The organism is Sphingomonas sp. HF-S4 (assembly GCF_032911445.1).
GTDB classification, from domain to species: domain Bacteria; phylum Pseudomonadota; class Alphaproteobacteria; order Sphingomonadales; family Sphingomonadaceae; genus Sphingomonas; species Sphingomonas agrestis.
In genome coordinates, this window is sequence record NZ_JAWJEJ010000001.1 from 1,273,225 (window position 1) to 1,297,263 (window position 24,039).

27 protein-coding genes are annotated in these 24,039 nt (G+C 66.9%); 10 read left to right on the top strand and 17 right to left on the bottom strand.

Features of this window, described 5'->3' with window-relative positions; genetic code table 11:
* Positions 1–14 precede the first annotated feature (14 nt).
* Genes RZN05_RS05335 through RZN05_RS05360 form a run of 6 tightly spaced genes read right to left on the bottom strand, consistent with a single transcriptional unit; the run spans position 15 to position 4,324 of the window.
* The gene (locus RZN05_RS05335; RefSeq protein WP_317225584.1) at positions 15–287 is read right to left on the bottom strand and encodes an HPr family phosphocarrier protein; all 273 of its coding nucleotides are present in this window, start codon (positions 285–287) and stop codon (positions 15–17) included.
* The gene (locus RZN05_RS05340; RefSeq protein WP_317225585.1) at positions 284–691 is read right to left on the bottom strand and encodes a PTS sugar transporter subunit IIA; all 408 of its coding nucleotides are present in this window, start codon (positions 689–691) and stop codon (positions 284–286) included. The genes RZN05_RS05335 and RZN05_RS05340 overlap by 4 nt, the downstream gene beginning before the upstream one ends.
* A gap of 1 nt (position 692) precedes the next feature.
* On the bottom strand, positions 693–1,631 hold the full coding sequence (gene rapZ, locus RZN05_RS05345; RefSeq protein WP_317225586.1) for an RNase adapter RapZ: 939 nt from the start codon (positions 1,629–1,631) through the stop codon (positions 693–695).
* Entirely contained in the window at positions 1,628–2,074 is a 447-nt protein-coding gene (locus tag RZN05_RS05350; RefSeq protein ID WP_317225587.1) for an HPr kinase/phosphorylase, read from the bottom strand. Before RZN05_RS05350 ends, rapZ begins: the two co-directional genes overlap by 4 nt.
* On the bottom strand, positions 2,074–3,648 hold the full coding sequence (locus RZN05_RS05355) for a sensor histidine kinase (protein ID WP_317225588.1): 1,575 nt from the start codon (positions 3,646–3,648) through the stop codon (positions 2,074–2,076). Before RZN05_RS05355 ends, RZN05_RS05350 begins: the two co-directional genes overlap by 1 nt.
* Positions 3,617–4,324, bottom strand: a complete 708-nt coding sequence (locus tag RZN05_RS05360; protein WP_317225589.1) for a response regulator transcription factor — start codon at positions 4,322–4,324, stop codon at positions 3,617–3,619. Before RZN05_RS05360 ends, RZN05_RS05355 begins: the two co-directional genes overlap by 32 nt.
* A gap of 179 nt (positions 4,325–4,503) precedes the next feature.
* On the opposite strand from RZN05_RS05360, the gene RZN05_RS05365 reads away from it, so the two are divergent.
* Positions 4,504–6,120, top strand: coding sequence for a phosphoenolpyruvate carboxykinase (locus RZN05_RS05365; protein WP_317225590.1), 1,617 nt, complete (start codon positions 4,504–4,506; stop codon positions 6,118–6,120).
* A gap of 51 nt (positions 6,121–6,171) precedes the next feature.
* On the opposite strand, the gene RZN05_RS05370 is transcribed toward RZN05_RS05365, so the two are convergent.
* The gene (locus RZN05_RS05370) at positions 6,172–6,321 is read right to left on the bottom strand and encodes a hypothetical protein (protein ID WP_317225591.1); all 150 of its coding nucleotides are present in this window, start codon (positions 6,319–6,321) and stop codon (positions 6,172–6,174) included.
* A gap of 127 nt (positions 6,322–6,448) precedes the next feature.
* On the opposite strand from RZN05_RS05370, the gene RZN05_RS05375 reads away from it, so the two are divergent.
* Positions 6,449–6,649, top strand: a complete 201-nt coding sequence (locus RZN05_RS05375; protein ID WP_317225592.1) for a hypothetical protein — start codon at positions 6,449–6,451, stop codon at positions 6,647–6,649.
* Here the strand turns inward: RZN05_RS05375 and RZN05_RS05380 are convergent, their stop codons facing one another.
* Genes RZN05_RS05380 through RZN05_RS05395 form a run of 4 tightly spaced genes read right to left on the bottom strand, consistent with a single transcriptional unit; the run spans position 6,650 to position 10,247 of the window.
* Positions 6,650–6,967, bottom strand: coding sequence for an antibiotic biosynthesis monooxygenase family protein (locus RZN05_RS05380; protein ID WP_317225593.1), 318 nt, complete (start codon positions 6,965–6,967; stop codon positions 6,650–6,652). It abuts the gene before it with no gap.
* A complete protein-coding gene (locus RZN05_RS05385) occupies positions 6,964–8,784 on the bottom strand; it encodes a DUF885 domain-containing protein (RefSeq protein WP_317225594.1) in 1,821 nt (606 codons plus the stop codon). Before RZN05_RS05385 ends, RZN05_RS05380 begins: the two co-directional genes overlap by 4 nt.
* A 20-nt stretch (positions 8,785–8,804) precedes the next feature.
* Positions 8,805–9,254, bottom strand: coding sequence for an NfeD family protein (locus RZN05_RS05390; RefSeq protein WP_317225595.1), 450 nt, complete (start codon positions 9,252–9,254; stop codon positions 8,805–8,807).
* A 3-nt stretch (positions 9,255–9,257) separates the two neighbouring features.
* A complete protein-coding gene (locus RZN05_RS05395; RefSeq protein WP_317225596.1) occupies positions 9,258–10,247 on the bottom strand; it encodes an SPFH domain-containing protein in 990 nt (329 codons plus the stop codon).
* A gap of 51 nt (positions 10,248–10,298) precedes the next feature.
* Here RZN05_RS05395 and RZN05_RS05400 point away from each other — a divergent pair, with 51 nt between their 5' ends.
* From RZN05_RS05400 to RZN05_RS05420, 5 genes are all read left to right on the top strand, one after another.
* Positions 10,299–11,105: an HpcH/HpaI aldolase/citrate lyase family protein gene (locus RZN05_RS05400; protein WP_317225597.1), complete on the top strand. Its 807-nt coding sequence runs from the start codon at positions 10,299–10,301 to the stop codon at positions 11,103–11,105.
* An 88-nt stretch (positions 11,106–11,193) separates the two neighbouring features.
* Positions 11,194–11,580 carry a hypothetical protein gene (locus RZN05_RS05405; protein WP_317225598.1) on the top strand — a complete coding sequence of 129 codons (387 nt, stop codon included), beginning with the start codon at positions 11,194–11,196 and terminating at the stop codon, positions 11,578–11,580.
* Between the two features lie 73 nt (positions 11,581–11,653).
* Complete coding sequence (gene guaB, locus RZN05_RS05410; protein WP_317225599.1) at positions 11,654–13,111, top strand: IMP dehydrogenase; 1,458 nt, start codon at positions 11,654–11,656, stop codon at positions 13,109–13,111.
* Positions 13,112–13,114: 3 nt separating this feature from the next.
* Complete coding sequence (locus RZN05_RS05415; protein ID WP_317225600.1) at positions 13,115–14,299, top strand: RsmB/NOP family class I SAM-dependent RNA methyltransferase; 1,185 nt, start codon at positions 13,115–13,117, stop codon at positions 14,297–14,299.
* A gap of 29 nt (positions 14,300–14,328) precedes the next feature.
* Positions 14,329–14,838 carry a tetratricopeptide repeat protein gene (locus tag RZN05_RS05420; protein ID WP_317225601.1) on the top strand — a complete coding sequence of 170 codons (510 nt, stop codon included), beginning with the start codon at positions 14,329–14,331 and terminating at the stop codon, positions 14,836–14,838.
* Here the strand turns inward: RZN05_RS05420 and rsmA are convergent.
* From rsmA to RZN05_RS05440, 4 genes are read right to left on the bottom strand one after another with little or no spacing between them, the layout of a single operon-like run.
* Positions 14,835–15,650, bottom strand: coding sequence for a 16S rRNA (adenine(1518)-N(6)/adenine(1519)-N(6))-dimethyltransferase RsmA (gene rsmA, locus RZN05_RS05425; RefSeq protein ID WP_317225602.1), 816 nt, complete (start codon positions 15,648–15,650; stop codon positions 14,835–14,837). The genes RZN05_RS05420 and rsmA overlap by 4 nt on opposite strands.
* Positions 15,647–16,648 carry a 4-hydroxythreonine-4-phosphate dehydrogenase PdxA gene (gene pdxA / locus RZN05_RS05430; protein WP_317227567.1) on the bottom strand — a complete coding sequence of 334 codons (1,002 nt, stop codon included), beginning with the start codon at positions 16,646–16,648 and terminating at the stop codon, positions 15,647–15,649. The genes rsmA and pdxA overlap by 4 nt, the downstream gene beginning before the upstream one ends.
* A 16-nt stretch (positions 16,649–16,664) precedes the next feature.
* Positions 16,665–18,059, bottom strand: coding sequence for a peptidylprolyl isomerase (locus RZN05_RS05435; RefSeq protein ID WP_317225603.1), 1,395 nt, complete (start codon positions 18,057–18,059; stop codon positions 16,665–16,667).
* 58 nt (positions 18,060–18,117) lie between these two features.
* Entirely contained in the window at positions 18,118–20,403 is a 2,286-nt protein-coding gene (locus tag RZN05_RS05440) for an LPS-assembly protein LptD (protein ID WP_317227568.1), read from the bottom strand.
* A gap of 137 nt (positions 20,404–20,540) precedes the next feature.
* On the opposite strand from RZN05_RS05440, the gene RZN05_RS05445 reads away from it, so the two are divergent.
* Positions 20,541–20,981, top strand: coding sequence for a DNA polymerase III subunit chi (locus tag RZN05_RS05445; RefSeq protein ID WP_317225604.1), 441 nt, complete (start codon positions 20,541–20,543; stop codon positions 20,979–20,981).
* 167 nt (positions 20,982–21,148) lie between these two features.
* Positions 21,149–21,571, top strand: a complete 423-nt coding sequence (gene ndk, locus RZN05_RS05450; RefSeq protein ID WP_066794654.1) for a nucleoside-diphosphate kinase — start codon at positions 21,149–21,151, stop codon at positions 21,569–21,571.
* Between the two features lie 138 nt (positions 21,572–21,709).
* On the opposite strand, the gene RZN05_RS05455 is transcribed toward ndk, so the two are convergent.
* Both RZN05_RS05455 and RZN05_RS05460 read right to left on the bottom strand, forming a co-directional pair.
* Positions 21,710–22,207: a type II toxin-antitoxin system VapC family toxin gene (locus RZN05_RS05455; RefSeq protein ID WP_317225605.1), complete on the bottom strand. Its 498-nt coding sequence runs from the start codon at positions 22,205–22,207 to the stop codon at positions 21,710–21,712.
* A complete protein-coding gene (locus RZN05_RS05460; RefSeq protein ID WP_317225606.1) occupies positions 22,207–22,437 on the bottom strand; it encodes a type II toxin-antitoxin system Phd/YefM family antitoxin in 231 nt (76 codons plus the stop codon). Before RZN05_RS05460 ends, RZN05_RS05455 begins: the two co-directional genes overlap by 1 nt.
* A 206-nt stretch (positions 22,438–22,643) precedes the next feature.
* Between RZN05_RS05460 and RZN05_RS05465 the strand changes: the two genes are divergently transcribed.
* A complete protein-coding gene (locus tag RZN05_RS05465) occupies positions 22,644–24,008 on the top strand; it encodes a cation:proton antiporter (protein ID WP_317225607.1) in 1,365 nt (454 codons plus the stop codon).
* Positions 24,009–24,039: the final 31 nt, after the last annotated feature.

Consider the following 24,039-nt stretch of genomic DNA (forward strand, 5'->3'; position numbering starts at 1 on the left):
AGCGGGCAGGAGGGCTATTCCTCGCCGAAGCGCGCCTCGACCAGCTCGACCAGCGCCTGCACGGCGGCGTCGGCGCCTTCGCCCTCGGCGCTGATCGTGATCGTGTCGCCCTTGGCGGCGCCGAGCATCATCAGGTCGAGGATCGAGGTGCCCGAAGCGCTGGCGCCGTCCTTCTCGACGGTGAGCTCGACGGGCTGGTTGGTCGCCAATGTCACGAACGCCATGCTGGCACGGGCGTGCAGGCCGCGGCGGTTCTCGATCATCACGGTGCGAATCGACCGGCTCACGCGGCGGCTTCCCCCAGCACCTCGGATGCGACGGTAATGTATTTCCGCCCCGCGTCGCGCGCAGCGGCGACGGCTTCGGTGACCTTCATCGTCTTGCGCGCGCTGCCCAGCCGGATCAGCATCGGCAGGTTGATGCCGGCGATCACTTCGATCCGGCCGGCTTCCATCAGCGAGATGGCGAGGTTCGAGGGCGTGCCGCCGAACAGGTCGCTGAGCACGATCACTCCGCGGCCCTCGTCGACTCGCCCGATCGCCGCGGCGATGTCGGCGCGGCGGGCTTCCATATCGTCTTCGGGGCCGATCGAGATCGGTTCGATCCGTTCCTGCTTGCCGACTACATGTTCCATCGCGACCACGAACTCCTCGGCGAGTCGTCCGTGCGTCACGAGCACCAAACCAATCATCTCAAACTCCGCCCCCTGAAATGGTCACCGGGGCCCCTTCCAGCGAGTCCTGCGGCGCGGTCTGCAAATCGCGGTGGGTCACCGTGGGCGAAAATCCTTCCTCGCGCAACCGCCGCGCCATCCGCTCGGCGACGTGAACCGAGCGGTGGCGGCCCCCCGTACACCCGAATGCGGCGGTAACATATGCCTTTCCTTCGGCCTGATAGCGCGGCAGCAGCAGCAGCAGCAGCGCTTCGATCTGGGCCATCGCCTGGGCATAGGCAGGATCGTCGGCGATATAGGCCGAGACATCGGCGTCCTGGCCGGTCCCAGGGCGCAGCCCCTGGACCCAATGCGGATTGCGCAGGAAGCGCATGTCGAAAACCAGGTCGGCATCGCGCGGCAGGCCACGGGCGAAACCGAACGAGGCGATGGTCAGCACGGTCTTGCCCAGCCCGTCCCCCGCGAAGGTGTGCCGGATCTGCTGCTGGAGCTCGTTGGTGGAGAGCGTGGTGGTGTCGATCAACCGGTTCGACCAGCGGCGCAGCGGCATCAGCAGCTCGCGCTCCCGGGCGATGCCGTCGCGCGCCGGGCGATCCTGCGCGAGCGGGTGGCGACGGCGGGTCTCAGAATAGCGGCGCTCGAGCTCGGCGCCGTCGCATTCGAGGAACAGCGTGCCGAGCTGATAGCCTTCCTGCGCGCTCAACTTCTTGACGCGCTGGACGACGCTCTCGGCATCGAAGCCACGGGTCTGGCTGCCGATGCCGAGCGCGAGCGGGCGATCGTCGTCGCCATCGGCACCCTCGCCCTGCGGCGTGTCGAGCAGGCGGTGGAGGAGGAGGAGGGGGAGGTTGTCGGCGGTTTCCCAGCCCAGATCCTCGAGCGTCCGGAGCACGGTCGACTTGCCGGCCCCCGACATGCCGGTAACCAGCAGGATCTGCTTGGGTCGCCGCCGGTTCACTTGGTGGACTGTTTGAGCGCGAGTTCGACCTTGATCGGCGCCGAAGGCTCGAGCGCGGCGAGCGCGAGCACGGGCACGTCGATCCCGGCGATGCGCCGCGTGCGCGAATCCTCGGGAAAGGGTGGTGGGGCATCGAGAATGACGATCAGCAGGTTCACGGGAACGCGCTCCTCACTCGGCATCTCGACAATGCCCAGCCCGCGCACTTCGATCCGTCCGGCGAGGTGCGGCGGCGCGCAGGCGAGCAATTCGCCGCTGCTGCGCTGGCAGATCACCTGGCCGTCGGAGACGAGCGCCGCGCCGCGATCGATCAGCCGCAGCGCGAGATCGGACTTGCCCTCGCCCGATCGCCCCTCGATCAGCACCGCGCGCCCGCCGATCGCGACGCAGGCGCCGTGCACCGTCTCCGAAGAGACTTCGGGAAGCCGGATCTCGGGCGGCATCAGTCGCGCTCCACCAGCGGCAATCGCACCACGAAGCGGGCGCCGCTCACTCGATCTTCTCGTGTTTCCACCGAAATGCTCCCCTGATGGCCCTCGACAATGGTCCTCGCGATGGCAAGCCCTAGCCCCGAATGCTGACCAAAGGCTTCACTTTCGGGACGTACCGAATGGAAGCGCCGGAAAATCGCCTCGCGCGCTTCCTCGGGCACGCCCGGGCCTTCGTCGGCGACGCGCACGACCAGCATCTCACCCTCGTTGATCGCCGAGATCGTGATCAGGCCGTTCCTGGGCGAGAAGGACACGGCGTTGTCGATCAAATTCTCGAACACGCGTTCGAGCCGGGCGCCTTCGCCAAGTACCGAGAGCGCGATGCCGGGGCGGCGATCGAACACGATGCGGATGCCGTCGGGCAGTCCACGCGTCTCGCGCTGGTCGAGCAGTCCCTCGAGCATTGCGCCCACATCGACACGCTCGAAGGTGGCGCGACTGAGCTGCGCATCGAGCCGCGAGGCGTCCGAGATGTCGGTAATCAGCCGATCGAGCCGGTGGACGTCGTCGCGGACGATCTCAAGCAGCTGCGCCTGGAGCGCGGGATCCTTGACCTTGGTCAGCCCCTCCACTGCGGAGCGCAGCGAGGCGAGGGGGTTCTTGAGCTCGTGCGTCACGTCCGCGGCGAAGCTCTCGGTCGCGTCGATCCGCGCGCGCAGCGCCTGGCTCATGTCCGAGATGGCGCGCGCGAGCATGCCGATCTCGTCGCTACGTTCGGGCAACCGCGGTACCACGACTTCGCGCGCGCGCCCCAGGCGGACGCGCACGGCGGCGCGAGCGAGCCGGCGCAGTGGCCGCACGATCGTACGCGCAAGGAACAGCGAGAGCAGGATCGAGACCATCGCCACGATCGCCAGCACGACGCTCAACCGGAAGCGCTCGAGCCGCACCGTCTGGGTAATGTCGCGCGCATTGACCGTCGTCATCACCACGCCGAGCTGGGTGATCGGCGCCGCGGCGGTAATGATCGGCGTTCGATCGGGCGCGCGCCAGACGGTGGCCGGCGTGCCCAGCGTCTCGCGCGCGGTGCGGACGTCGGGCCAGTCGAGCCCGCGGTCGCGCCGGCGCTCGCGGTACAAGGGTGCGCGGTCGGCGCCGGCCACCGTGTCGATCACGGCGTCGAGGAAGCGCGCGGTGGTCTGGTTGGGCGGATCCTTGTCGGGATCGCGCAGCACGAGGTTGCGCAGGCCCAGATCGTGGCTGTCGGTGATGAGCACGCCGTCCTCGTCGAACAGCCGGATTCGCGTGCCGGTGTCGCGCGCGAGGCTGAGCACGAGCAGGTCGCGGCGCTCGGGCGTCGCCGAGGCGACCGCCTGCGCGATCAGCCGGACCTCGCCGCGCGCCTGGGCCACGCGGCTGTCGACGATCCGGCTGCGATAGGAGTCGAGGTAGAAGAACCCGCTGCCGAGCAGCGCGAGCGCAAAGATGTTGACCGCCAGGATCCTCGGGGTGAGGCTGACGCGGCTCGACCATTTGAGCGCAAGATCGCGCTCGTTACTCGTCCGAGAAGCGATAACCGGCGCCATAGAGCGTCTCGATAGCATCGAACTCGGGATCGACCTGCCGGAATTTGCGCCGCACGCGCTTGATATGGCTGTCTATGGTCCGGTCGTCGACATAGATGTCGTCCTGATAGGCGGCGTCCATCAGCTGGTTGCGCGTCTTGACGATGCCCGGCCGCTGCGCGAGCGTCTCGAGGATCAGGAATTCGGTGACGGTCAGCGTCACGTTGGTGCCGCCCCAGGTCACTCGGTGGCGCGCCGGATCCATCACCAGCCGGCCGCGCTCAAGGCTCTCCGCCGGCTCCTGAGGACCGCCCTCGGCATTCGGCTGGGCCGGTTCGGTGCGGCGCAGGATCGCCCGGATGCGTGCGATCAGCAGCCGCTGGCTGAACGGCTTGGCGATATAGTCGTCGGCGCCCATCGCGAGGCCAAGCGCCTCGTCGAGCTCGTCGTCCTTGCTGGTCAGGAAGATGACGGGGATCGCGCTTTTCTCGCGCAGCCGGCGGAGCAGCTCGAGCCCGTCCATCTTGGGCATCTTGATGTCGAGCACCGCCAGATCGGGCGGGTTCTCGATCAGCGCCTTGAGCGCGCTTTCGCCGTCCGAATAGACGCGCGTCAGGAACCCTTCGGTCTGGAGCGCGATCGAGACCGAGGTCAGGATGTTGCGGTCGTCATCGACCAACGCGATCGTCGCGGTCATCCGGGCAAGCGTACGTGGCTTTGAAGCATCACTGCACGGGGTAAAGCAAAGTGGCGTCCGGCTCAATCGGTTGACAACGCTTACCCGGATTGACGCCCTCGGCGCGCGCTGCCTAAGCCCCATGTCATTGATAACGCGGCCCCGCCTCCGGGAAGGGGTTCGCGACCTTGGAGGTTTGGATGTCGATCACGCGCACTCCGCGCGCCAGTCTCGATGCACAGGGCATCGCGACGGGCGCGCAATTGTTCTGGAATCTCGAGACCGCTCCGCTGGTGGAGCATGCCATACGCCGCGGCGAGGGCAAGCTCGCCAAGCAGGGTCCGCTAGTGGTCGCCACCGGCAGGCATACCGGGCCATCGGCAAGCGACAAGTTCACCGTCCGCGACGCCGAAACCGAAAACAGCGTGTGGTGGGGCAAGTCCAACAAGCCGATGAGTCCGGCGCATTTCGCCGCGCTCAAGGCCGATTTTCTTGTCGAACTGGCGGAGCGCGACACGCTGTTCGTCCAGGATCTCTATGGCGGGTCGCAGCCCGAGCATCGCGTCAACGTTCGCGTGATCAACGAGTTCGCCTGGCACAGTCTGTTCATCCGGACGATGCTGGTGCGGCCCGAGCCCGAGGCGCTCGACTGGTTCGCGCCCGAATACACGATCATCGACTTGCCGAGCTTCCGCGCCGATCCCGAGCGTCACGGGACGCGCAGCGAGACGGTGATCGCGGTCAACCTCACTGACAAGCTGATCCTCATCGGCGGCACCGCTTATGCCGGCGAAATGAAGAAGAGCGTGTTCGGGCTGCTCAACTATCTGCTGCCGCAGAAGGGCGTGATGCCGATGCACTGCTCGGCCAATATCGGGCCGAATGGCGACACCGCGGTGTTCTTCGGCCTGTCGGGCACGGGGAAGACGACGCTGTCGGCCGACGCCAGCCGCACGCTGATCGGCGACGACGAGCATGGCTGGTCCGACACCGCCGTGTTCAATTTCGAGGGCGGGTGCTATGCCAAGATGATCCGGCTGTCGGCCGAGGCCGAGCCCGAGATCTTCGCGACGACGCGGCGTTTCGGCACGGTGCTCGAGAATGTGGTGATGGACGCTCAGAGCCGCGAGCTCGATCTCGACGACAACAGCCTCGCCGAGAACAGTCGCGGCGCCTATCCGATCGATTTCATCCCGAACACCTCCGCGCACAATCTCGGGCCGGTGCCCAGGAACATCCTCTTCCTCACCGCCGATGCCTTTGGCGTCATGCCGCCGATCGCGCGGCTGACGCCCGAGCAGGCGATGTACCATTTCCTCTCGGGCTACACCGCGCGCGTCGCGGGCACCGAGATCGGGGTGACCGAGCCCGAGGCGACCTTCTCGACCTGCTTCGGCGCGCCCTTCATGCCGCGGCACCCTTCGGTCTACGGCAATCTGCTCAAGGCGCGGATCGCCGAAGGAGGCGTCGCGTGCTGGCTGGTCAATACCGGCTGGGCAGGGGGCAAGGCGACCGACCCGGGGATCAGCCGCATGCCAATCAAGCTTACGCGCGCGCTACTGAATGCGGCGCTCGACGGCAGCCTCGACGACGCCGAGTTCCGGGTCGATCCGAATTTCGGGTTCAAGGTGCCGGTGCGCGTCGCCGGAGTCGATCCTTCGGTGCTCGATCCGCGCGCGAGCTGGGCCGACAAGGCTGCGTACGATGCCACCGCGGCGCGGCTGGTCGACCTGTTCAACGCAAATTTCGCGCAGTTCGCCGAGCATGTCGATGAAGGCGTGCGGCAATCGGCGCCGCGCGTGCCGCTGGCGGTCTGACGCTGGAGGAACGGCGCGGGTTCGCTGGCTGGGCGAGCCCGCGTCGCGCGATCAGGGAAGCGTGCAGCCGATATCTTGGACGAGCGTATCCCAGATCCACTCGGCGACCGAGCATGGCCGCACCTGCTGCTTGGGGAAGACGAAGGAAAGGGTGGGTGCCAGCGCGGCGGCAAGCGCAAAGGCCAGGCTGATAGTCTTCATGATCGATCCCCTACATCGATGAGGATCGCAGCGTTCCTGCATTTTTACTTGGCGTCAACCATGTTCGCGAACCCTGTTTGCTGCCGTCGTTGCTATAAGAAGGGAGTAACTGCGTAGGGATCACCAGGTGAAGTTCATTTCCTTGAAGGCTATCAACGGCGAGCCGATCCTCGTCAACGTAACCGCCGTCCGCACGGTATCCTCGATCGACCTCGCCGGCGTCGAGATGGGCGTGATCGGCTTCGACAAGGCACACGAAGTCGTGGTCAGCTCGACCGTTGCCGAAGTCACTGCGGCGATCGAAGCGCTCGGCGAAGCGATCGGCTGATCACGACGGCACGACGCTCGCGACGACTTCGTGATGCTCGACCCGCTCGGGCCGATCGAGCAAATAGCGGTCGTCCTCCGGATAGTAGCGGGCGATACGGATATCGTCGCCCGCGAACCCGCGGATATCGTCCAGGCTGCCCCACCAGCTCAGCGTCGTGACTTCGGTCGTTTCGTCATCCAGGTCGCGGAACAGCATCTGGAAGCCGAGATTGCCGGGCGTCGACGCATAGTCGGTGCCGCCGGTCGCGGCGATATAGTCGCGATAGGCGTCGCGTTCGGCGGTGCGGATCACCCCTCGCCATCGCCGGAGGATCATGCCTTGCGCGCCGCGATGTGGCGGTCGACGACATGGCCCAGCACGGTCATCGGCACGTTGCCGCCCAGCACCACCGCGTCGTTGAACGCCTTGAAGTCGTAGCGCGGGCCGAGCGCCGTCTTGACGCGGTCGCGCAGGCGGTTGATCTCGCTGTGGCCGACCTTGTATCCGCACGCCTGGCCCGGCCACGAGCAATAGCGATCGACTTCGCCGGCGACCTCTTCCTCGGGCGAGCCGTTCGTCTCGACGAACCAGTCGATCGCTTGGCGTCGCGTCCAGCGCTTGGCGTGCAGGCCTGAGTCGACGACGAGGCGGCAGGCACGGAAGCCGATCGACTGGAGATAGCCGAGGCGGCCGACGGGATCTTCGTCGTACACGCCGAGCTCGCCGGCAAGCTGTTCGGCATAGAGCGCCCAGCCCTCCGAATAGGCGTTGAACGACAGGAGCGTTCGGATCAGCGGCAGCTTGAACGCATATTCGCCCTGCCAGACATGGCCGGGGATCGATTCGTGATAGGTGAGGGTAGGCAGGCTGTACTTCGTGTGCAGCCCGGTGGTCCGGAGATTGATCCAGAACTTGCCGGGCACCGTGCCGTCGATCGATCCCGCGCCGCCATAGGCGCCAGGTGCGCCGGGCTCTTCCTCGGGCGGCAGCCGCTTCACTTCGACATTACCTTGTACCAGCGTGTCGAAGGCGCGGGGCATGCGGGTGCGGATATCGGCGACGCGATCGTTGAGCAGCTTCATGATCTGCGCGCGGCCGGTATCGTCGTCGGGGAACAGGAAACGCGGATCCTTGCCGAGCGCAGTCATCCGCGCGCCGACGCTGCCCTGGGTGTAGCCGAGACCCTTGAGGATCGTGTCCATCTCGGCCTGGATTTGCCGCAGCTGGTCGAGGCCCATGGCATGGACCTCGTCGGGGCGCATCGTCGTGGTGGTGCTCGCTCGCAACGCCCAGGCATAATAGGCGTCGCCGTCCTTGAACTTCCAGACGCCGGCGTCGGAGGTGGCACGCTTGCGGTGGCGTTCGATCTCGGCGATCTGGCGGTCGAGCGCGGGGACGACTTTGTCGTTTGCTAGCATCCAGGCGGCGTTGCCGAAATCGCCTTCCATGCCGGCGGTGCGGTTGGCGAGCGACGTAACCAGCCCCCAGCCAGCCGTATTGCCGCTGCGTGCCAACCGAATCTGCTTGAGGTTCTTGTCGAGCAGAAAGTCGGGGGCGATCACGCCCTTGCCCGCGGCTACCTTGAGCCGTTCGGTTTCGCCGTCGAGCTGCTCGGCATAGGATTCGAGCCGGTCGAGATAGGCCTCGGCATCCTCGCGCGTCTTCACCTGGTGGTCGGTGTCGAGCATCCGCGGCACGTCGAGATAGGCGCCGACATTCTGCGCGACGACATAGGGGGTGTTGCGCCAGCTTCCCACCGCGACGTCGCCATAGCCGAACTTGAACCCGTCGAGCCCGTTGCCGTACGAGGCCTGGACGACCTCGACATTGGTGCGCATCACCGGGCTTAGCGCCTTGACGTCGAGCTTGCCCAGCTCGGCGAGCGTCTGGCGGAGGTGCGCGACGATCCTGCCCTGGCCCTGAGGGGAACGATCGGTGAGCTGGTGCTTGAGCGGCGCGCGCGCGTCCTTGTCGATTCCGAGCGACGTGGCGTTCTCGGGATAGAGCTTGAGAAACGCCTCGGCGGTGCGGGTGAGCAGCGCGTCGGCCTGGGCGTCGCCGTCGGCGAAGAAGGCGTCGACCTGTCGCGGGAGCGTGGCGGCGGCGAGCGTGCCGGCGGTGCCGAGCATCAGCTGGCGGCGGGTGGTAAGCATCGGTATTCCCTTACAAGAACTCAGGCGATCACAGGTTCGACGTTGAGCGACGTGCCGACCGCACCAGTAATCCGCACGCGTGCGCCGGCGGGGGCATCGGGGCCGCAGGCGAGCCATTCGCCATCGCCGACGCGGACCTTGCCCTTGCCGGCCTCGATCGGCTCGACCACGGTCACCACTTCGCCGATCAGCCGCGCGACGCGGTCGTTGAGCAGCGGATCGGCGCTCGGCACCGGATTGTCGACATACCAGCGCCGCCCGATCCCGACCGCCGCCGACGTTGCGACGATGAACACCGCGACTTGGAACAGCAGCGCAAATTCGGGCATGATCAGCGTCACGACGCCGGTCACTGCCGCGCCCGCCGCGACGAAGACGAGGAAGATGCCGGGAACCAGCAGCTCGGTGATCGCCAGCACCGCGGCAAGGATCAGCCAGGCGAGACCCGGCGTCGCGAGCAGCTGGTCCATCGCTCAGCCTTCCTGCGTGCCGAAGGGATTGGGCCGCGGGCGCGGGGTAGGGGGCGCCGGCGGCGCAGGCGGCGTGGGCCCGCCGCCGATCGCTTCGCGCGCCAGCTCGCCGATCCCGCCGAGCGTACCCATCAGCTGGGTGGCTTCGACCGGGAACAGGATCGTCTTGGCGTTGGGCGAGGTGGCGAACTTGCCGATCGCCTCGACATATTTCTGCGCGATGAAATAGTTGATCGCCTGGGTGCTGCCGCTTTCGATCGCGTCGGAAACCGCGCGGGTAGCGTTGGCCTCGGCCTCGGCGGCGCGCTCGCGCGCCTCAGCGTCGCGGAATGCGGCTTCGCGGCGGCCCTCGGCCTCAAGGATCTGCGACTGCTTCTCGCCCTCGGCGCGGAGGATCTCGGAGGCGCGGGCGCCCTCGGCCTCGAGGATGTTGGCGCGCTTCTCGCGCTCGGCCTTCATCTGGCGGCCCATCGCGTTGACGATGTCGGCGGGCGGGCGGATGTCCTTGATCTCGACGCGAGTGATCTTGACGCCCCAGGGGGTGGTGGCGTGATCCACAACCGAGAGCAGTCGCGCGTTGATCTCGTCGCGCTTCGACAGCGTCTCGTCCAAGTCCATCGATCCCATCACGGTGCGCAGATTGGTGGTGGTGAGCTGGAGCAGGGCGACATAGAGGTCGGAGACTTCATAGGCGGCCTTGGCGGCGTCGAGGACCTGGAAGAACACGACGCCGTCGGTCGAGATCATCGCATTGTCCTTGGTGATGATCTCCTGCCCCGGAATGTCGATCACCTGCTCCATCATATTCACCTTCCGCCCGACGCGGTAGAAGAAGGCGGGATAGAAATTGAGACCGGGCGCGGCGACCGCAGTGAATCGGCCGAAATATTCTATCGTATATTGATAGCCTTGCGTGACGATCTTCACGCTGGAGAAGAGGTAGAGCAGCACTACGGCTACCATCACGACCAGAAATACGTTCAGCACATCCATTCCCCCGACTCCTCTCGCATTTCCTCCGCCTTGCTAGCATAGACTCGGGGCATGACCACAGCCCGCCTCGCGCCGCGCACCGCGCTGTTTCTGCCCGCCTCGAACCCGCGCGCAGTCGCCAAAGCGCGCGGGTTGGATACCGACATGATCATTCTCGACCTCGAGGATGCCGTGCGCGACGATGCTAAGGCCGAGGCACGGGCGGCGGCGGTGGCGGCAATGGCTGAGGGGTTCGGCGAGCGGCTGACGGCGATCCGGATAAACGGCGTGGAGTCGCGCGAGCACGCGGCCGATCTTGCCGCGGCGGCGGTTGCCAAATGCGATTTCATCGTCGTCCCCAAGGTGGAAGACGCTGGCAATGCCGCCGCGATCGCCGAGGCGATTGGCAAGCCGTTGCTTGCGATGATCGAAACGCCCCGCGGAGTGCTCGAAGCGGTAAGGATCGCCGCGGTGCCAGGGGTCGGCGGATTGCTCGCCGGGGCCAACGATCTTCGTGCCGCGCTCGGCATTCCTACGGGGCGCGAAGGGCTGACGCTATCGCTCCAAGCGATCGTGCTCGCGGCGCGTGCGCACGACATCTGGGCACTCGACGGGGTGTTCAACGCCCTCGACGATGCGGAGGGGCTCGCTGCCGAATGCCGTCATGGCCGTGCGCTCGGCTTCGACGGCAAGTCGCTGATCCACCCCAACCAGATCCAAGTCGCCACGCAGGCGTTCGGCCCCAGCGAGGCCGAGCTGGCCGACGCGCACGCACTGGTCGCGGCGGCAACCGGAGGCGCCGAGCGCTTCGAAGGCCGGATGATCGAGGCGATGCATGTCGCCCAGGCCCGGGCGCTGATCGAACGGCAAGGGCTGTAATGCCCTAAGCTCCGGGATTCCCCTGCAATGTGTCCGGTTTGTGTAGCCGCTATGGGGGCTGGGAACTGCGGCGCAGCCAGGGGGCTACTTGTCCGAACTTCACGATCTGCACGACCGACTCCTAGGTATGCTGGACGCGCTCGAACGGTTGACCGCGCAGCCGGTACCCGACGAGGCCGCGCTTGCCGGGTTGCGCTACCAGCTCACGCGCACCAGCGGCGCGCGGCGCAAGCTGGTCGATGCGCTGTGCCTCGAGCTTCGGATGGGGTTGCCGACGGATGAGACCCCGCCGCTGGACGCGCTCCACCAGGCGAACACTGCCGCCATGACGGCATCGTCGGAGCATATCGGCACCTGGAGCCTGCGTGAGATCGTCAAGAACTGGTCGGGCTATTGCCAGGCGTCGCAGGCGATGCGGAAGGGAATGCGCGCGCAGATTGAAGCCGAGAAGGGTGCGCTCTACCCCTATCTGTGACCTGCACTAGCGCATTGCGCTGACCGCGGTTACATGGGCCGCCAACTCCCGACTCAGGACTTTGGCGCACCCCATGGATATACCCCTCGGCCTCACCTTCGACGACGTCCTTCTCTATCCGGGCGAGTCGGAAGTCCTGCCGAGCATGGCGGACACCCGCACCTTCGTGACCAAGGGGCTCGCGCTCAACATCCCGATCCTCTCTTCGGCGATGGATACCGTCACCGAAGCCGACATGGCGATCGTGATGGCGCAATTGGGCGGGATCGGCGTGCTCCACCGCAACCTCGACGTGGAGGAGCAGGTCGAGGCGGTGCGCGCGGTCAAGCGGTATGAGAGCGGGATGGTGGTCAATCCGATCACGATGGCGCCGAACGGCACGCTGGGCGAGGCGCGGGCGCTGATGGAGCGGCACAAGATCAGTGGCATCCCGGTGGTCGAGGCGAGCGGCAAGCTCGCCGGTATCGTCACCAACCGCGACGTCCGCTTCGCCGAGAACCCCAACCAGCCGGTCTCCGAGCTGATGACGCGCGAGAATCTCGCGACCGTCGCCGCGGGCGTCGGCAAAGAAGAGGCGCGTCGGCTGCTCCATTCCAGGCGGATAGAGAAGCTGCTGGTGGTCGATGCCGACTATCGCTGCGTCGGGCTGATCACCGTCAAGGATATCGAGAAGGCAGTCAATTTCCCGAATGCCACCAAGGACGATGCGGGCCGGCTGTGCGTCGCCGCGGCGACGACGGTGGGCGACAAGGGTTTCGCGCGGACGGAGGCACTGGTCGATGCCGAAGTCGATCTGATCGTCATCGACACCGCACATGGCCACAACAAGGATGTCGGCCGCGCGGTCGAGCGCGTGAAGAAGCTCTCCAACCGCGTCCAGGTCGTCGCGGGTAACATCGCCACGGCCGAGGCCGCCAAGGCGCTGATCGATGCCGGTGCGGACGGGCTCAAGGTCGGTATCGGGCCGGGCTCGATCTGCACCACCCGCGTGGTCGCGGGCGTCGGCGTGCCCCAGCTCACCGCAGTGATGGACGCGGCGGGCGAGGCGGCGAAGTCGGGCGTGCCGGTGATCGCCGATGGCGGGCTGCGCACGTCGGGCGACCTCGCCAAGGCGCTCGCGGCGGGTGCCTCGACCTGCATGGTCGGATCGCTGCTGGCGGGCACCGAGGAAGCGCCGGGCGAGACCTTCCTGTACCAGGGCCGCGCCTACAAGTCGTATCGCGGCATGGGCTCGGTCGGCGCGATGGCCCGCGGCTCGGCCGATCGCTATTTCCAGCAGGACATCAAGGACCAGTTGAAGCTGGTGCCCGAGGGGATCGAGGGCCAGGTGCCCTATAAGGGCAGCGCGAAGGACGTCGTCCACCAGCTGGTCGGCGGCGTGAAGGCGGCGATGGGCTATGTCGGTGCGCCGACAATCGCCGAATTCCAGAAGAAGGCGAAGTTCGTGCGGATCACCGGCGCGGGGCTTAAGGAGAGCCACGTCCACGACGTGACGATCACCCGAGAGGCACCCAATTATCCGACGCGCTGAACCATGACGCCCGCTGCCCGCACCCAGGCGGCGATCGACCTGCTCGACCGGATCATCGCTGCGGCCCGCGATCAGGGCGCGGCCGCCGACACGCTGATCGCGCGCTGGTTCGCCGAGCGGCGTTTTGCTGGGTCCAAGGACCGCCGCGCGGTGCGCGAGCTGATCTACGACGCGATCCGGCGCTGTGGCGAGCGGCCAGAGAGCGGGCGCGCGGCGATGCTGGCGCTGGTCGCCGAGCGGCCCGAACTGGCGGCGACGTTCGACGGCTCGCCTTATGGTCCTGCGACGATCGAGGCGGGCGAACCCGTCGCCACGGCCGGTCATGCGCCGGGCTGGCTGATCAAGAAGCTGCGCGCATCGGATATCGGAATCGAGGAACAGGCGGCGTTGCTAGACCGCGCCCCGCTCGACATCCGCGTCAATCGCCTCAAGGCGACGCGCGAGGAGATCGCGGCCGCATTGCCGGGCGCCGAGCCGCTGGGCTTCGCGCCCGATGGCCTGCGCTTGCCGGCTGACACGCGGGTCGATCAATTGTCGGCCTATGCCGAGGGCAGGTTCGAGGTGCAGGACGCCGGCAGCCAGGTCGTGACGCTGGCGGCCGGCGCCGAGCCCGGGCAGCGGGTGGTCGATCTGTGCGCAGGGGGTGGCGGCAAGACGCTGGCGCTGGCGGCGCTGATGGCCAACCGGGGCAGCATCCTCGCCTGCGACGTGGATCGCGGGCGGCTGCAGCGCTTGCCCGAACGTGCGGTGCGGGCGGGTGTGACGATGGCCGAGACGCGGCTGCTCAATCCAAATCGCGAGGCCGAGCAGCTCGGCGACCAGGTCGTCGGCAGCGATATCGTGCTGGTCGACGCGCCCTGCTCGGGCACGGGCACCTGGCGGCGCAATCCGGAGGCGCGCTGGCGGCTGACGCACGAGCGGCTCGACAAGCTGGTCGCGACCCAGCGCCATATAATGGGGCTTGCCGCCGAACTGGTGCGGCCGGGCGGGGCGCTGGTCTATATCGTCTGCTCGGTGCTCGACGACGAGGGCGCCAGCCAGGTTCAGGCCTTCCTGAACGCCTATTCCGGCTGGACCGTTGAGACGCTGGCGCTGGGGGCGGGCAGGCCGCGCGGCGCCGGGGTGCGGCTCACGCCGCTGGGGGACTCGACCGACGGCTTTTTTGTCGCGAAGATGATCCGGCCATGATAGCGCCGACACGGTTTTCGGAGATTTCCATGCGAGTTACCGCGATTTCGGCTGCTGCCGCGCTGATGGTGCTTTCGGTCTCGACCTCGCTGATGGCGCAGCGCCCCGACGCCCAGATCGATCCCAAATCGCTTGCCTTGCTGCAGGAAGGGCGCCTTGCGCGCGCCGCAGGCAACCTCGAAGGTGCGCAGGATGCGCTGGAGAGCGCACTCGCCGTCGATCCGCGCAACCGCGAGGCCTATGTGGTCCTCGCCGAGATCGCCCGCGGCCGTGGCCTGCCGGGCAAGGCGATTCGCTTCTACAGCGAGGCGCTGGCGCTCGAGCCCAACGACCTGGCGGCGCTGCGCGGGCAGGGCGAGGCGCTGGTCGCCAAGGGCGCGACCACCAAGGCGAAGGATAACCTCGCCAAGATCAGGACGATCTGCGGGGCGGGGGCGTGCAACGACGCCACGGTGCTGGCCGCATCGATCGACAAGGGGCCGCCGCCGACGACGACCGCGCAGGCCGAGCCAACCAAGCCCGAGACGGCGAAGCCCTAACCGAGCACTCGCGCAAGCGACACGAACTCGGCGACTGACACCGTCTCGGCGCGACGACTCGACTCGATCCCGAGCTGCTCCATCGCGGCGAGCGCGCCGGGAACGCCCCTGAGGCTCTGGCGCAGCATCTTCCGCCGCTGGCCGAACGCGGCGGCGGTGAGCGCTTCCAAGGTCTTGAGCTTCACGCCCTCTGGTGCTTCCGTAGGCACGATATGGACTACCGCCGACATCACCTTGGGCGGCGGGGTGAAGGCCGAGCGATGAACGGTCATCGCGATGCGCGGGGTCGAGCGCCACTGCGCAAGCACAGCAAGCCGGCCATAGGCCTCCGACCCCGCCTGAGCGACGATGCGCTCGGCGACTTCCTTCTGGAACATCAGCGTTAGGCTGGCCCACCACGGCTTCCATTCGGCGGAGAGCCAGCCGATGAGCAGCGCAGTGCCGACATTGTAGGGCAGGTTGGCGACGACATGCGGCTTGCCCGCGAACAGCGCCGGGGCATCGACTTCGAGCGCGTCGCCTTCGATCACCTCGAGCTTGCCGGGGAAGAACTCGCCGAGCTCCGCCAGCGCGGGGATGCAGCGGCGGTCGCGCTCGACAGCGGTGACCGAGGCGCCGCCTTCCAGCAGCGCACGCGTGAGGCCACCGGGACCTGGGCCGACTTCGAAGACTTCGGCACCGGCCAGGTCTCCCGGCACCTTGGCGATGCGCGCGAGCAACTGGTGGTCGAACAGGAAGTTCTGCCCCAGCGCCTTGCTCGCGCTGAGACCGTGCTTCTTGATGACTTCGCGGAGCGGCGGCAGTTCAGTCACGGGTTCGCGGCGGCTTCTGCGCGGCGCTCGGCCTGGGCTGCGGCCATGCGGATCGCCGCGATCATCGCGCCGGGATTGGCCTCGTCGCGCCCGGCAATGCCGAACGCTGTGCCGTGATCGGGCGAGGTACGGACGATAGGGAGGCCGAGCGTGGTGTTCACCCCGTCGTCGAAATGTAGGGTCTTGATCGGGATCAGTGCCTGGTCGTGATAGAGGCAGAGCGCGGCGTCATAGCCGGCGCGGGCGCGGGCGTGGAACATCGTATCGGCGGCGAAGGGACCGACGGCGTCGATGCCCTCGGCGCGGAGCTGCTCGATCGCCGGCATCAATATGTCTATCTCCTCGCGGCCGATCGCGCCGCCCTCGCCGGCATGGGGGTTGAGCCCGGCAAAGGCGAGGCGCGGGCGCTCGATGCCGAAATTGCGGTGGAGTCCGCGCGCGGTGACGCGAGCCTTGGCGACGATCAGCTCGGACGAGATCAAATGCGGCACGTCGGCGAGCGCGACATGGACGGTGATCGGCACCACCCGGAGCGTCGGCCCGGCGAGCATCATCACGGCGTTGTCGCCCGAGACGCCGCAGCGCTCGGCGACGAACTCGGTCTGGCCAGGATGGGTGACACCGATCCGGTAGAGCTGCGCCTTGGAGACCGGCCCGGTCACCAGCCCGCTCGCCGCGCCCGAGCGCGTCAGCCCGGAAGCGACTTCGAGCGACTGGAGCGCACAGCGCGCGCTTTCCACATCGGGGAAGCCTGGCACGACATCGCCGACATCGCCGACCGTCAGGATCGGCAGCGCCTCGGTAAAGGCGGCGACCGCCTGGGCCGGATCGCTGATCCGCGCGATCGGGCCGTCCCATACTTTCTCGACCGCGCGGGGATCGCCAACCGCGAAGAACGGCGGGAGCGAATGCAGTATTCGTGCGCTCCATGCCTTGGCGGTGATTTCCGGCCCGATTCCGGCGGAGTCACCCAGAGCGATGGCGAGCGGCGGGAGCATCCGCTCGGCGGTCACCTCAGCGATATTCGACCAGCGCGTCGCGGCGCAGGTCGCGCATCATGCGCTGGGCGCGTAGGTTGGTCCGATCTTCCTCGAGCTTCTCCTGGACCTGCTCGACCGAAGGCTCATAGGCCTCCTTGGGATCGTCGCGGCCGCACAGCACGAGCACGCGCACGCCGTCCTCTACCGAGCCGAACGGCTGGGTGACCTGGCCGACCTGAAGCGGCATGATCATGTTCTGCAGCGCGGGCGGCAGTTCCTTGATCTGGATGCCGTCGCGATCGACGACTTCGGCATTCTGCGCCTTGGCGATATTGGCGACGTCGCCGCAACCCTTGATCGATTGAGTCGCGGTGGCGAACTCGCCGGCGCGGGCCGAAGCCTGGGCTTCGCTGGTACCCTTGGGGAAGTTGATCGCGACCTGGCGCAGGCTCAGCTTGGCGTCGCGCGGATCGGCGGTGAGCACCTTGCGCTTCTCGGCGAGGTAGAGGATCGAGAAGCCGGTGGGCAGCTGGATCGGGCCGGCAACCTGGCCGGGCTGCATCTCCTGCGCCGCCTTTGCGAGATCGTCGGGCAGCATCGCCGGGCGCACCCAGCCGAGATCGCCGCCCACCGACTTGGTCGATGCTTCCGAATAGGTCCGCGCGAGGTAGTCGAACGGCGCCCCCTCGCGCATCTGCTGGATCATCTTCTGCATGTTGCCATGCACTTCCTGCGCGCGATCGGGAGTCGCGTTCATGTAGATTTCGTAGACGTGGAACTCGTCGCTGCCCTTGGCGGCCTTCATGCGATCAATCATCGCCTTCACTTCGGCTTCGCCCACGTTGATGTTGACGCGGCGGCGCAGCAGGCGGCTCCAGGCGATGTCGGCCTCGATCTGGCGGCGGATCGTGCGCTCGGAGGCGCCGACTTCCTTGAGCCAGGTGCGCATCTGCTCGGGCGTGCGCTGGAAGTTCTTGGAAACGCGCGCGAAGCTCGTTTCGATCTCCTTGGCATCGACGGTGATCTCGTTGGCCTTGGCTTCCTGGATCTGGAGCGACTCGTCGATCAGCTGGCGGAGCATCTGGACCTTGAGCTGGTCCTTCTCCTCAGGCTTCAAGTTGAGCTTGCTGATCGCGATCACCATCGCGACGCGCTGATCGACATCGGTGCCGGTGATCACCGCGCTGTTGACGATCGCGGTCGGCTTACGAATGTTCGGATCGGACTTGCCGAAGAGCTGGAAGTTCTTGGGGATATCCAGGCCGGTCTGCGGAACCTGCTGATCGGGCACGGTCTGCGCGATCGCGATCGACGCGACTCCCGCCAAGCCGAGCGCCAGAATAGTCTTGCGGCCGAAGCGCGCCGCCGTTGCAACACCGATGTTCACGTGGAGCCGTACCCTCATCCATCCCGGGAGATCGTGGCGCATACTCGCCAATTGTGCCTGAACCAAGGCTGACGGAAGCTACGCCCCGCCGCGCGCCACGCTAGCGCCCCAGATTCTTGAACGCCAGCGACAAAAGATAGGCGTTGCCGCGTTGCGCGTCGCCGGTGGTCGAATAATAGCGCTTCCAGGTCACGCCCAGGCGGAGGCAGTCATCCTCATAGGTGATTCCGAGCCGGTGGCGCAGCGGCTCGAATCCGTCGGCCTGCGACAGCGGATCCTCCTCCGCATTGGTCAGGTCGATCAACGCCGCGCCCGAGACCGACCAGAAGCGCGCGATCTGCACGCGGCCAGCGACGCGCGCCTCCTCGCGGTCCTGCAGATCTTCGAGCGTCCCGCCGATGTTGCGGTCGAGCCGAAGATAGCCGAGCTGCACATAGGTGCTGCGCGAGCCGACCGTTGCGTCGATCTCGTTGCGACGGATCGCGAGGTTATCCTTGTCGAGCCGGTAGCGGTGGGTGAAGGCAAGGAAGTCGCGGAAGCGCACCACTGTGCGGCCGACGATGTCGGAGACACGATCGGTGAGCCCGGTGCCGTCGGGGAAGATCGTCGGCCGCGAGTCCAGGCGGTAGCTCTGCCCGACATTGGCGTCCACGCTGAACCCCGGCAAATACAGCGAATAGTCGACGCCCCAGGTGAAGCGCGTCGAATCCTCGAACCGGTCGTATCCCGGGAAGCGATTGAGCGCGAACAGGTTAGAATCCTCGAGATCCACCGCGCGCGCATCCTCGTTGGGGACGGCGAGGTTCTCCAGCCTAGGCGCGGCGACGACCTGGAAGCGCGGCGTGATGCGCTGGGTGCCGCCGAACATCGCGCCGATCAGCGGCCATTTGACGTCGACCGCCGCAGCGGCGACCCCACGGAACTGGAAGCCCTCGTCGCCGCGATAGCTTGGGATCGACGTGGTGAGCGTGTCATGGGTGTTATAGGCGTCGGCGCGGCCATAGGCGGTGAAGGTCACTTCCTGGCCCCAGGCGGTGAGCCTGCGCAGGTCCCAGCGGGCGCTGGCGAATGCACGCTGCGAATCCTGCCCGTCGGTGCGTGCGATGCCGAGCGTGTTGAGCTGGAACTCGAAGCGACCGCCGAGCAGCCCGTCATCCATTCGCCGGCGATAATCGAGCTCGGGGAGTACGATCGGCTGGAGGCCCTGGCGCTCCCCGACCCTCAGCGTCTGCACTGCCCAGGCATTGATCGAAAAATAGCTGTCGGGATCGATCCGTTCGACGCGGACATTGTTGCGCAGCCGGTCGTCGCGCGAGATGTCGTAGCGGCGCAGGAAGGTGCGGTCGCTGGCGACGCGGAACGAGGCGTTTGCGCTCCATTCGGGCGAGAGCTGGAAGCGGCCGACCGCGTCGATATAGCCGCGGAAATTGTTGCTCGAGGTCTCGGGAGTGACCGGCACCGTCAGGTCATCGGCGCGGCGGCTGTACGTGCCATAGGCCGTTACGCGATAGGCGCCGAAGCTTTCGAGCGCACGATACTCGCCCTGGAGCATCGGCAGCGCATCGGTGAACACGCGCGGGGTGATCGTCAGGTCGCGATTGGGCGCGAAGCTGAAATAATAGGGCAAGGCGACCTGGAAGCCGTTGGTGCGGTCCAGCCGCACGTCGGGAGTCAGGAAACCGTCGTCGCTGGTGCCGCCGACGGGGTGCGAGAAGGCGGGGAGCGGGATCGTCGCGAAGCCGAACACCGAGATGCGCGCACCGGTATAGCGGATGCGCTTCTTGGTGGGATCATAGACCACGCGGCGCGCGGTGATCTTCCACGACGGTTCCTTCGGACAGCCTTCCGAATCGACCACTGCGCAGGGGGTGTAGGCAGCGTTCTCGACGGTGATGACGCCGTTGGTGCGATTGCCGCGCAGCGCGGCGATCCGGCCGCCGGCTTCGAGCACCACGAGCATGTTCTCGACGGCGCCGTCCTTCAAGGTGTCGGTCAGCTCGATGCGGTCGCCATAAGCGGCGTCGCCCTCGGGATTGACGATGACGATATTACCCTCGGCGACGACCTGGCCGGTGGTGCGGTTCCAGACGACGCGATCGGCGCGCAGCCGGTCGCTGCGGCGATTGAGGCGGACATCGCCGGCGGCTGTGACGATATCCTTCTCATAATCGTATTCGAGTTCGTTCGCGGTGAACTGGACCTCGTCGGGGTTGGCCGAGGTCGATTCGGTCGAGGGGGGCGGGGGCGCGACGGGGCGGTCCTGCAGCTCGGGGCTCGGCACCGACTGCGAGAGATCGGGCTGGCTGGCCGGCGCCTCCCTCGGCTCGACGGTCTGCTGCGCGCGCGCCTGGGCGGCAAGGCACAGACCCAGCGCGGCCGACAGCATGAGCAGCTTGCGCGTAACGACGATTCCCACCTTTGACTTCACTCCCGGCACGCGGCGGCCTCCGCCCTATCCCAGCGGTTGCGGCATCGCAACGTCACGTGCGTTTGCCCGAACGCACGGAACCGCTAACAGGAGCCATGCAGGTCGATTTCTATCATCTTACCCAATTACCACTGGAACGCGCGCTGCCCCAGATCGCCGACAAGGTGCTCGCCAGCGGCGGGCGGCTGCTGATCGTCGCCGCGGAAGCCGGACAGCGCTCGAAGCTCGACCAGCTGCTATGGACCTGGTCTGCCGAGAGCTTCCTGCCGCATGGCGAGGCGGGCGGGCTCGACGATGCGCGCCAGCCGGTGTTGATTGCGGGCACCCCCGAGGCGGCGAACGGCGCGCGCAACATCGCGCTGGTCGACGGCGTGTGGCGCGAAGAAGCCCTAGGGTTCGACCGGGCGTTTCACTTCTTTGACGAGGAGCGGATCGGCGAGGCACGGGCGGCGTGGAAGGGGCTGGCCGAACGCGAGGGGGTGACCCGGAACTATTGGAAGCAGAACGACAACGGGCGCTGGGAGAAGGCGGCCTGAGTGCTGAGTAATGCCTGGTCCCCTCTCCGACGCTCCGGCCTTCGCCGGAGCACCGTATAAGGAAAGGCGCGCGTACAATCCGAACGGCACCCCCGCTTGCATCCGAGACGCGCCGGGACTAGGGAGCCGCGACTTTCCACAACACCAATAGCAGGAGCCGCACGGCCATGGCCGCGACCCGGACCTTTTCGATCATCAAGCCCGATGCCACCCGCCGCAACCTGACCGGTGCGGTCACCAAGATGCTCGAGGACGGCGGCCTGCGCGTCGTTGCCTCGAAGCGCATCCAGATGACCCGCGAGCAGGCCGAGGGCTTCTACGCGGTCCACAAGGAGCGCCCGTTCTTCGGCGAGCTCGTCGAGTTCATGATCTCGGGCCCGGTCGTCGTGCAGGTGCTCGAAGGCGAGAACGCGATGCAGCGAAACCGCGACATCATGGGCGCCACCAACCCGGCGAACGCCGAGCCCGGCACGATCCGCAAGGAGCTGGCCGAGTCGATCGAGGCGAACTCGGTCCACGGTTCGGACTCGGATGAGAATGCGGCAATCGAGATCGCGTACTTCTTCAAGCCCGAAGAAATCGTCGGCTGATTTGCCGGACCGCCCCGACAGGGGGGTGGTAAGAGATCGAGCGCCGGTGGGGCTGGGCCCTGCCGGCGCTTTTTCTTTGCGTCGTCGTCCCCGCTCTCGCCGAGACGACGTCGATGGTGGGGCGGCGCTATCCTCGCGCTACCCCCGCACGAACAGATTGCGGAGCCAGAGCGGGCCGCTGCGGCCGGCGGTGCGCCAGTCGCTGTCTTCGTCGGGGGCGCTGGGCTGGTAGCCCCAGGGATCGAACAGCCTGACTCGCGTTCCCTTGAAGGCGGCGAGATTGCGCGTGACCAGGGTCAGGCCGTGTTCGAGCGCCGTGGCGGCGAAGAGCGCGTCGCGGGTCTCGGCGAGGCCGAGCTGGCCGCGGCGGCGCGCGACCGCGGCGTCGAGCGGGAGGATATGACCGTCGAAGGCCGGGACGACCTGATCGTCGAGCCACGCCCTTAGCGCAGTGCCCGCGGGCTTGTCGCGCCGGGCCGTTCGGACGACCGTCGCTTCGAGCTCGACCAGGCTGAGCGCGAACAGGAACAGGCGCTCGCGCGGGACTTCGCCGGCCCAGGCGGCGAAACCGGAATCGGTGCCGCCCGCCCGCGCCTTTCGCAGCGCGAACACGATCGGGGTGTCGAGCAGGTACATCAGCGGTCGTCCCAGCGCTCGGGCGGGGCGAGTTCGACTTCGGCGGCGACGGGCAAGGCGAGCAAGTCGACGATGCTCTCGCGCTGGCCGCTCAGCTGGCGGAAGGCCTGGATGCTCATCAGCACATGGGTAGGGCGGCCGCGATCGGTGACGAACACCGGTTCGAGCCGCGCGAGTCGCTTGGCGGCGCTGACATCCTGGTTGAACTCGCGGCTTCCGACGACCTTCATGGCGTGCCCCCGATGCGCCAATTGTCTACGTTGTCATGTAGGTACGTACCTATAGCGTGTGCCCTGTGCAACAAAAAGCCCGCCGAGGCCGGAAAAGCGCATGTGCCTAGCGAAAATGGGATTGCGTGCCGGGGGCTTGCCGGGCTCCGTTGGGGCTCGCGAAGGTTCGAAGAGACCGCGCGGTGGAGATGATCGGGGGAGGTTGCATGCTGGATTTGCTGGAGAATGCCTGGTTCGCGCTGACCGATGTGCTCAGTCCGCACGGGCCCGCGGTGAATGCCGCCCAAACTTACACACCCGCTGATTTCAGCGTGCATTTCTTCCTCCAGCTCGCGGTGATCATCCTCGCCTGCCGCGTGGTTGGCTGGCTGGGCCAGAAATTCCTCCACCAGCCCCAGGTCGTCGGCGAGATGATTGCGGGCGTGGTGCTCGGCCCGTCGCTGTTCGGGCTGTTCCTGCCCGACCTCCAGCTCGCGATCTTCCCGAAGGAGACGCGCAACGTCCTCTATGTCGGCGCGCAGCTGGGTGTGGGGCTCTACATGTTCATGGTTGGGCTGACGCTGCGGCTCGATCACTTCCAGTCCAAGGCGAAGAGCGCCGCGGCGGTGTCGGCGGCGGGGATCGCTGCGCCGTTCCTGCTCGCGGTGCTGATCACACCGTTCCTGCTGACCGTGCCGGGGCTATTCGCGCCGGGGATTAGCCAGAGCAACGCGACGCTGTTCATGGGCGCGTGCATCGCGCTGACGGCGTTTCCGATGCTCGCGCGGATCATCAACGAGCGCGGGCTGGCCAATTCGTCGCTCGGCACGCTTTCGCTGACTGCCGGCGCCTTCGACGATGCCGCATCGTGGTGCGTCCTGGCGATCGTGCTCGCGACCTTCGGAGCAGGGCCCGGCGTGGCAGTGATCGCGATCGGCGGGGCGGTGCTCTACGTAGCGTTCATGATCCTGTTCGGGCGGAAGCTGCTTGCGCCGCTGGGCCGCGCGGTCGAGAAGCGCGGCGAGATGAGCACGCAGGTGCTCGCGATCACGATGCTGCTGTTCTGCCTGTCGGCGTTCCTGATGGACGCAGTGGGCATCCATGCGATCTTCGGCGGCTTCCTGATGGGGGCGTGCATGCCGCGGGGGCTGTTCGTCGAGGAGTTGAAGCGCAAGGTCGAGCCGCTGGCGGTGGTGCTGCTGCTGCCGATGTTCTTCACCTATTCGGGGCTCAATACCCGGATGGACATGGTCAATTCGGTGTCGCTGCTGCTGATCGCGCTTGGGATCCTGGCAGTGTCGGTGGTCGCCAAGTTCGGCGCGTGTTACGCTGCGGCGCGGCTTTCGGGCGAAGACAACCGGACGGCGCTGGGCATCGGCGCGCTGATGAACTCGCGCGGGCTGATGGAGCTGATCATCATCAATATCGGGCTGCAAAAGGGCATTATCGGGCCGACCCTGTTCTCGATGCTGGTGCTGATGGCGATCGTCACCACGGTGATGGCGACCCCGGTTTTCGAGGCCGTCTATGGCAGGAAAGCACGCGAGACCGGCGAGCTGGACCAGATCGACAGCCGGATGGCGGCGGCTTGAGATGTATTTGCCGCTCCCCTTGGGAGCGAGT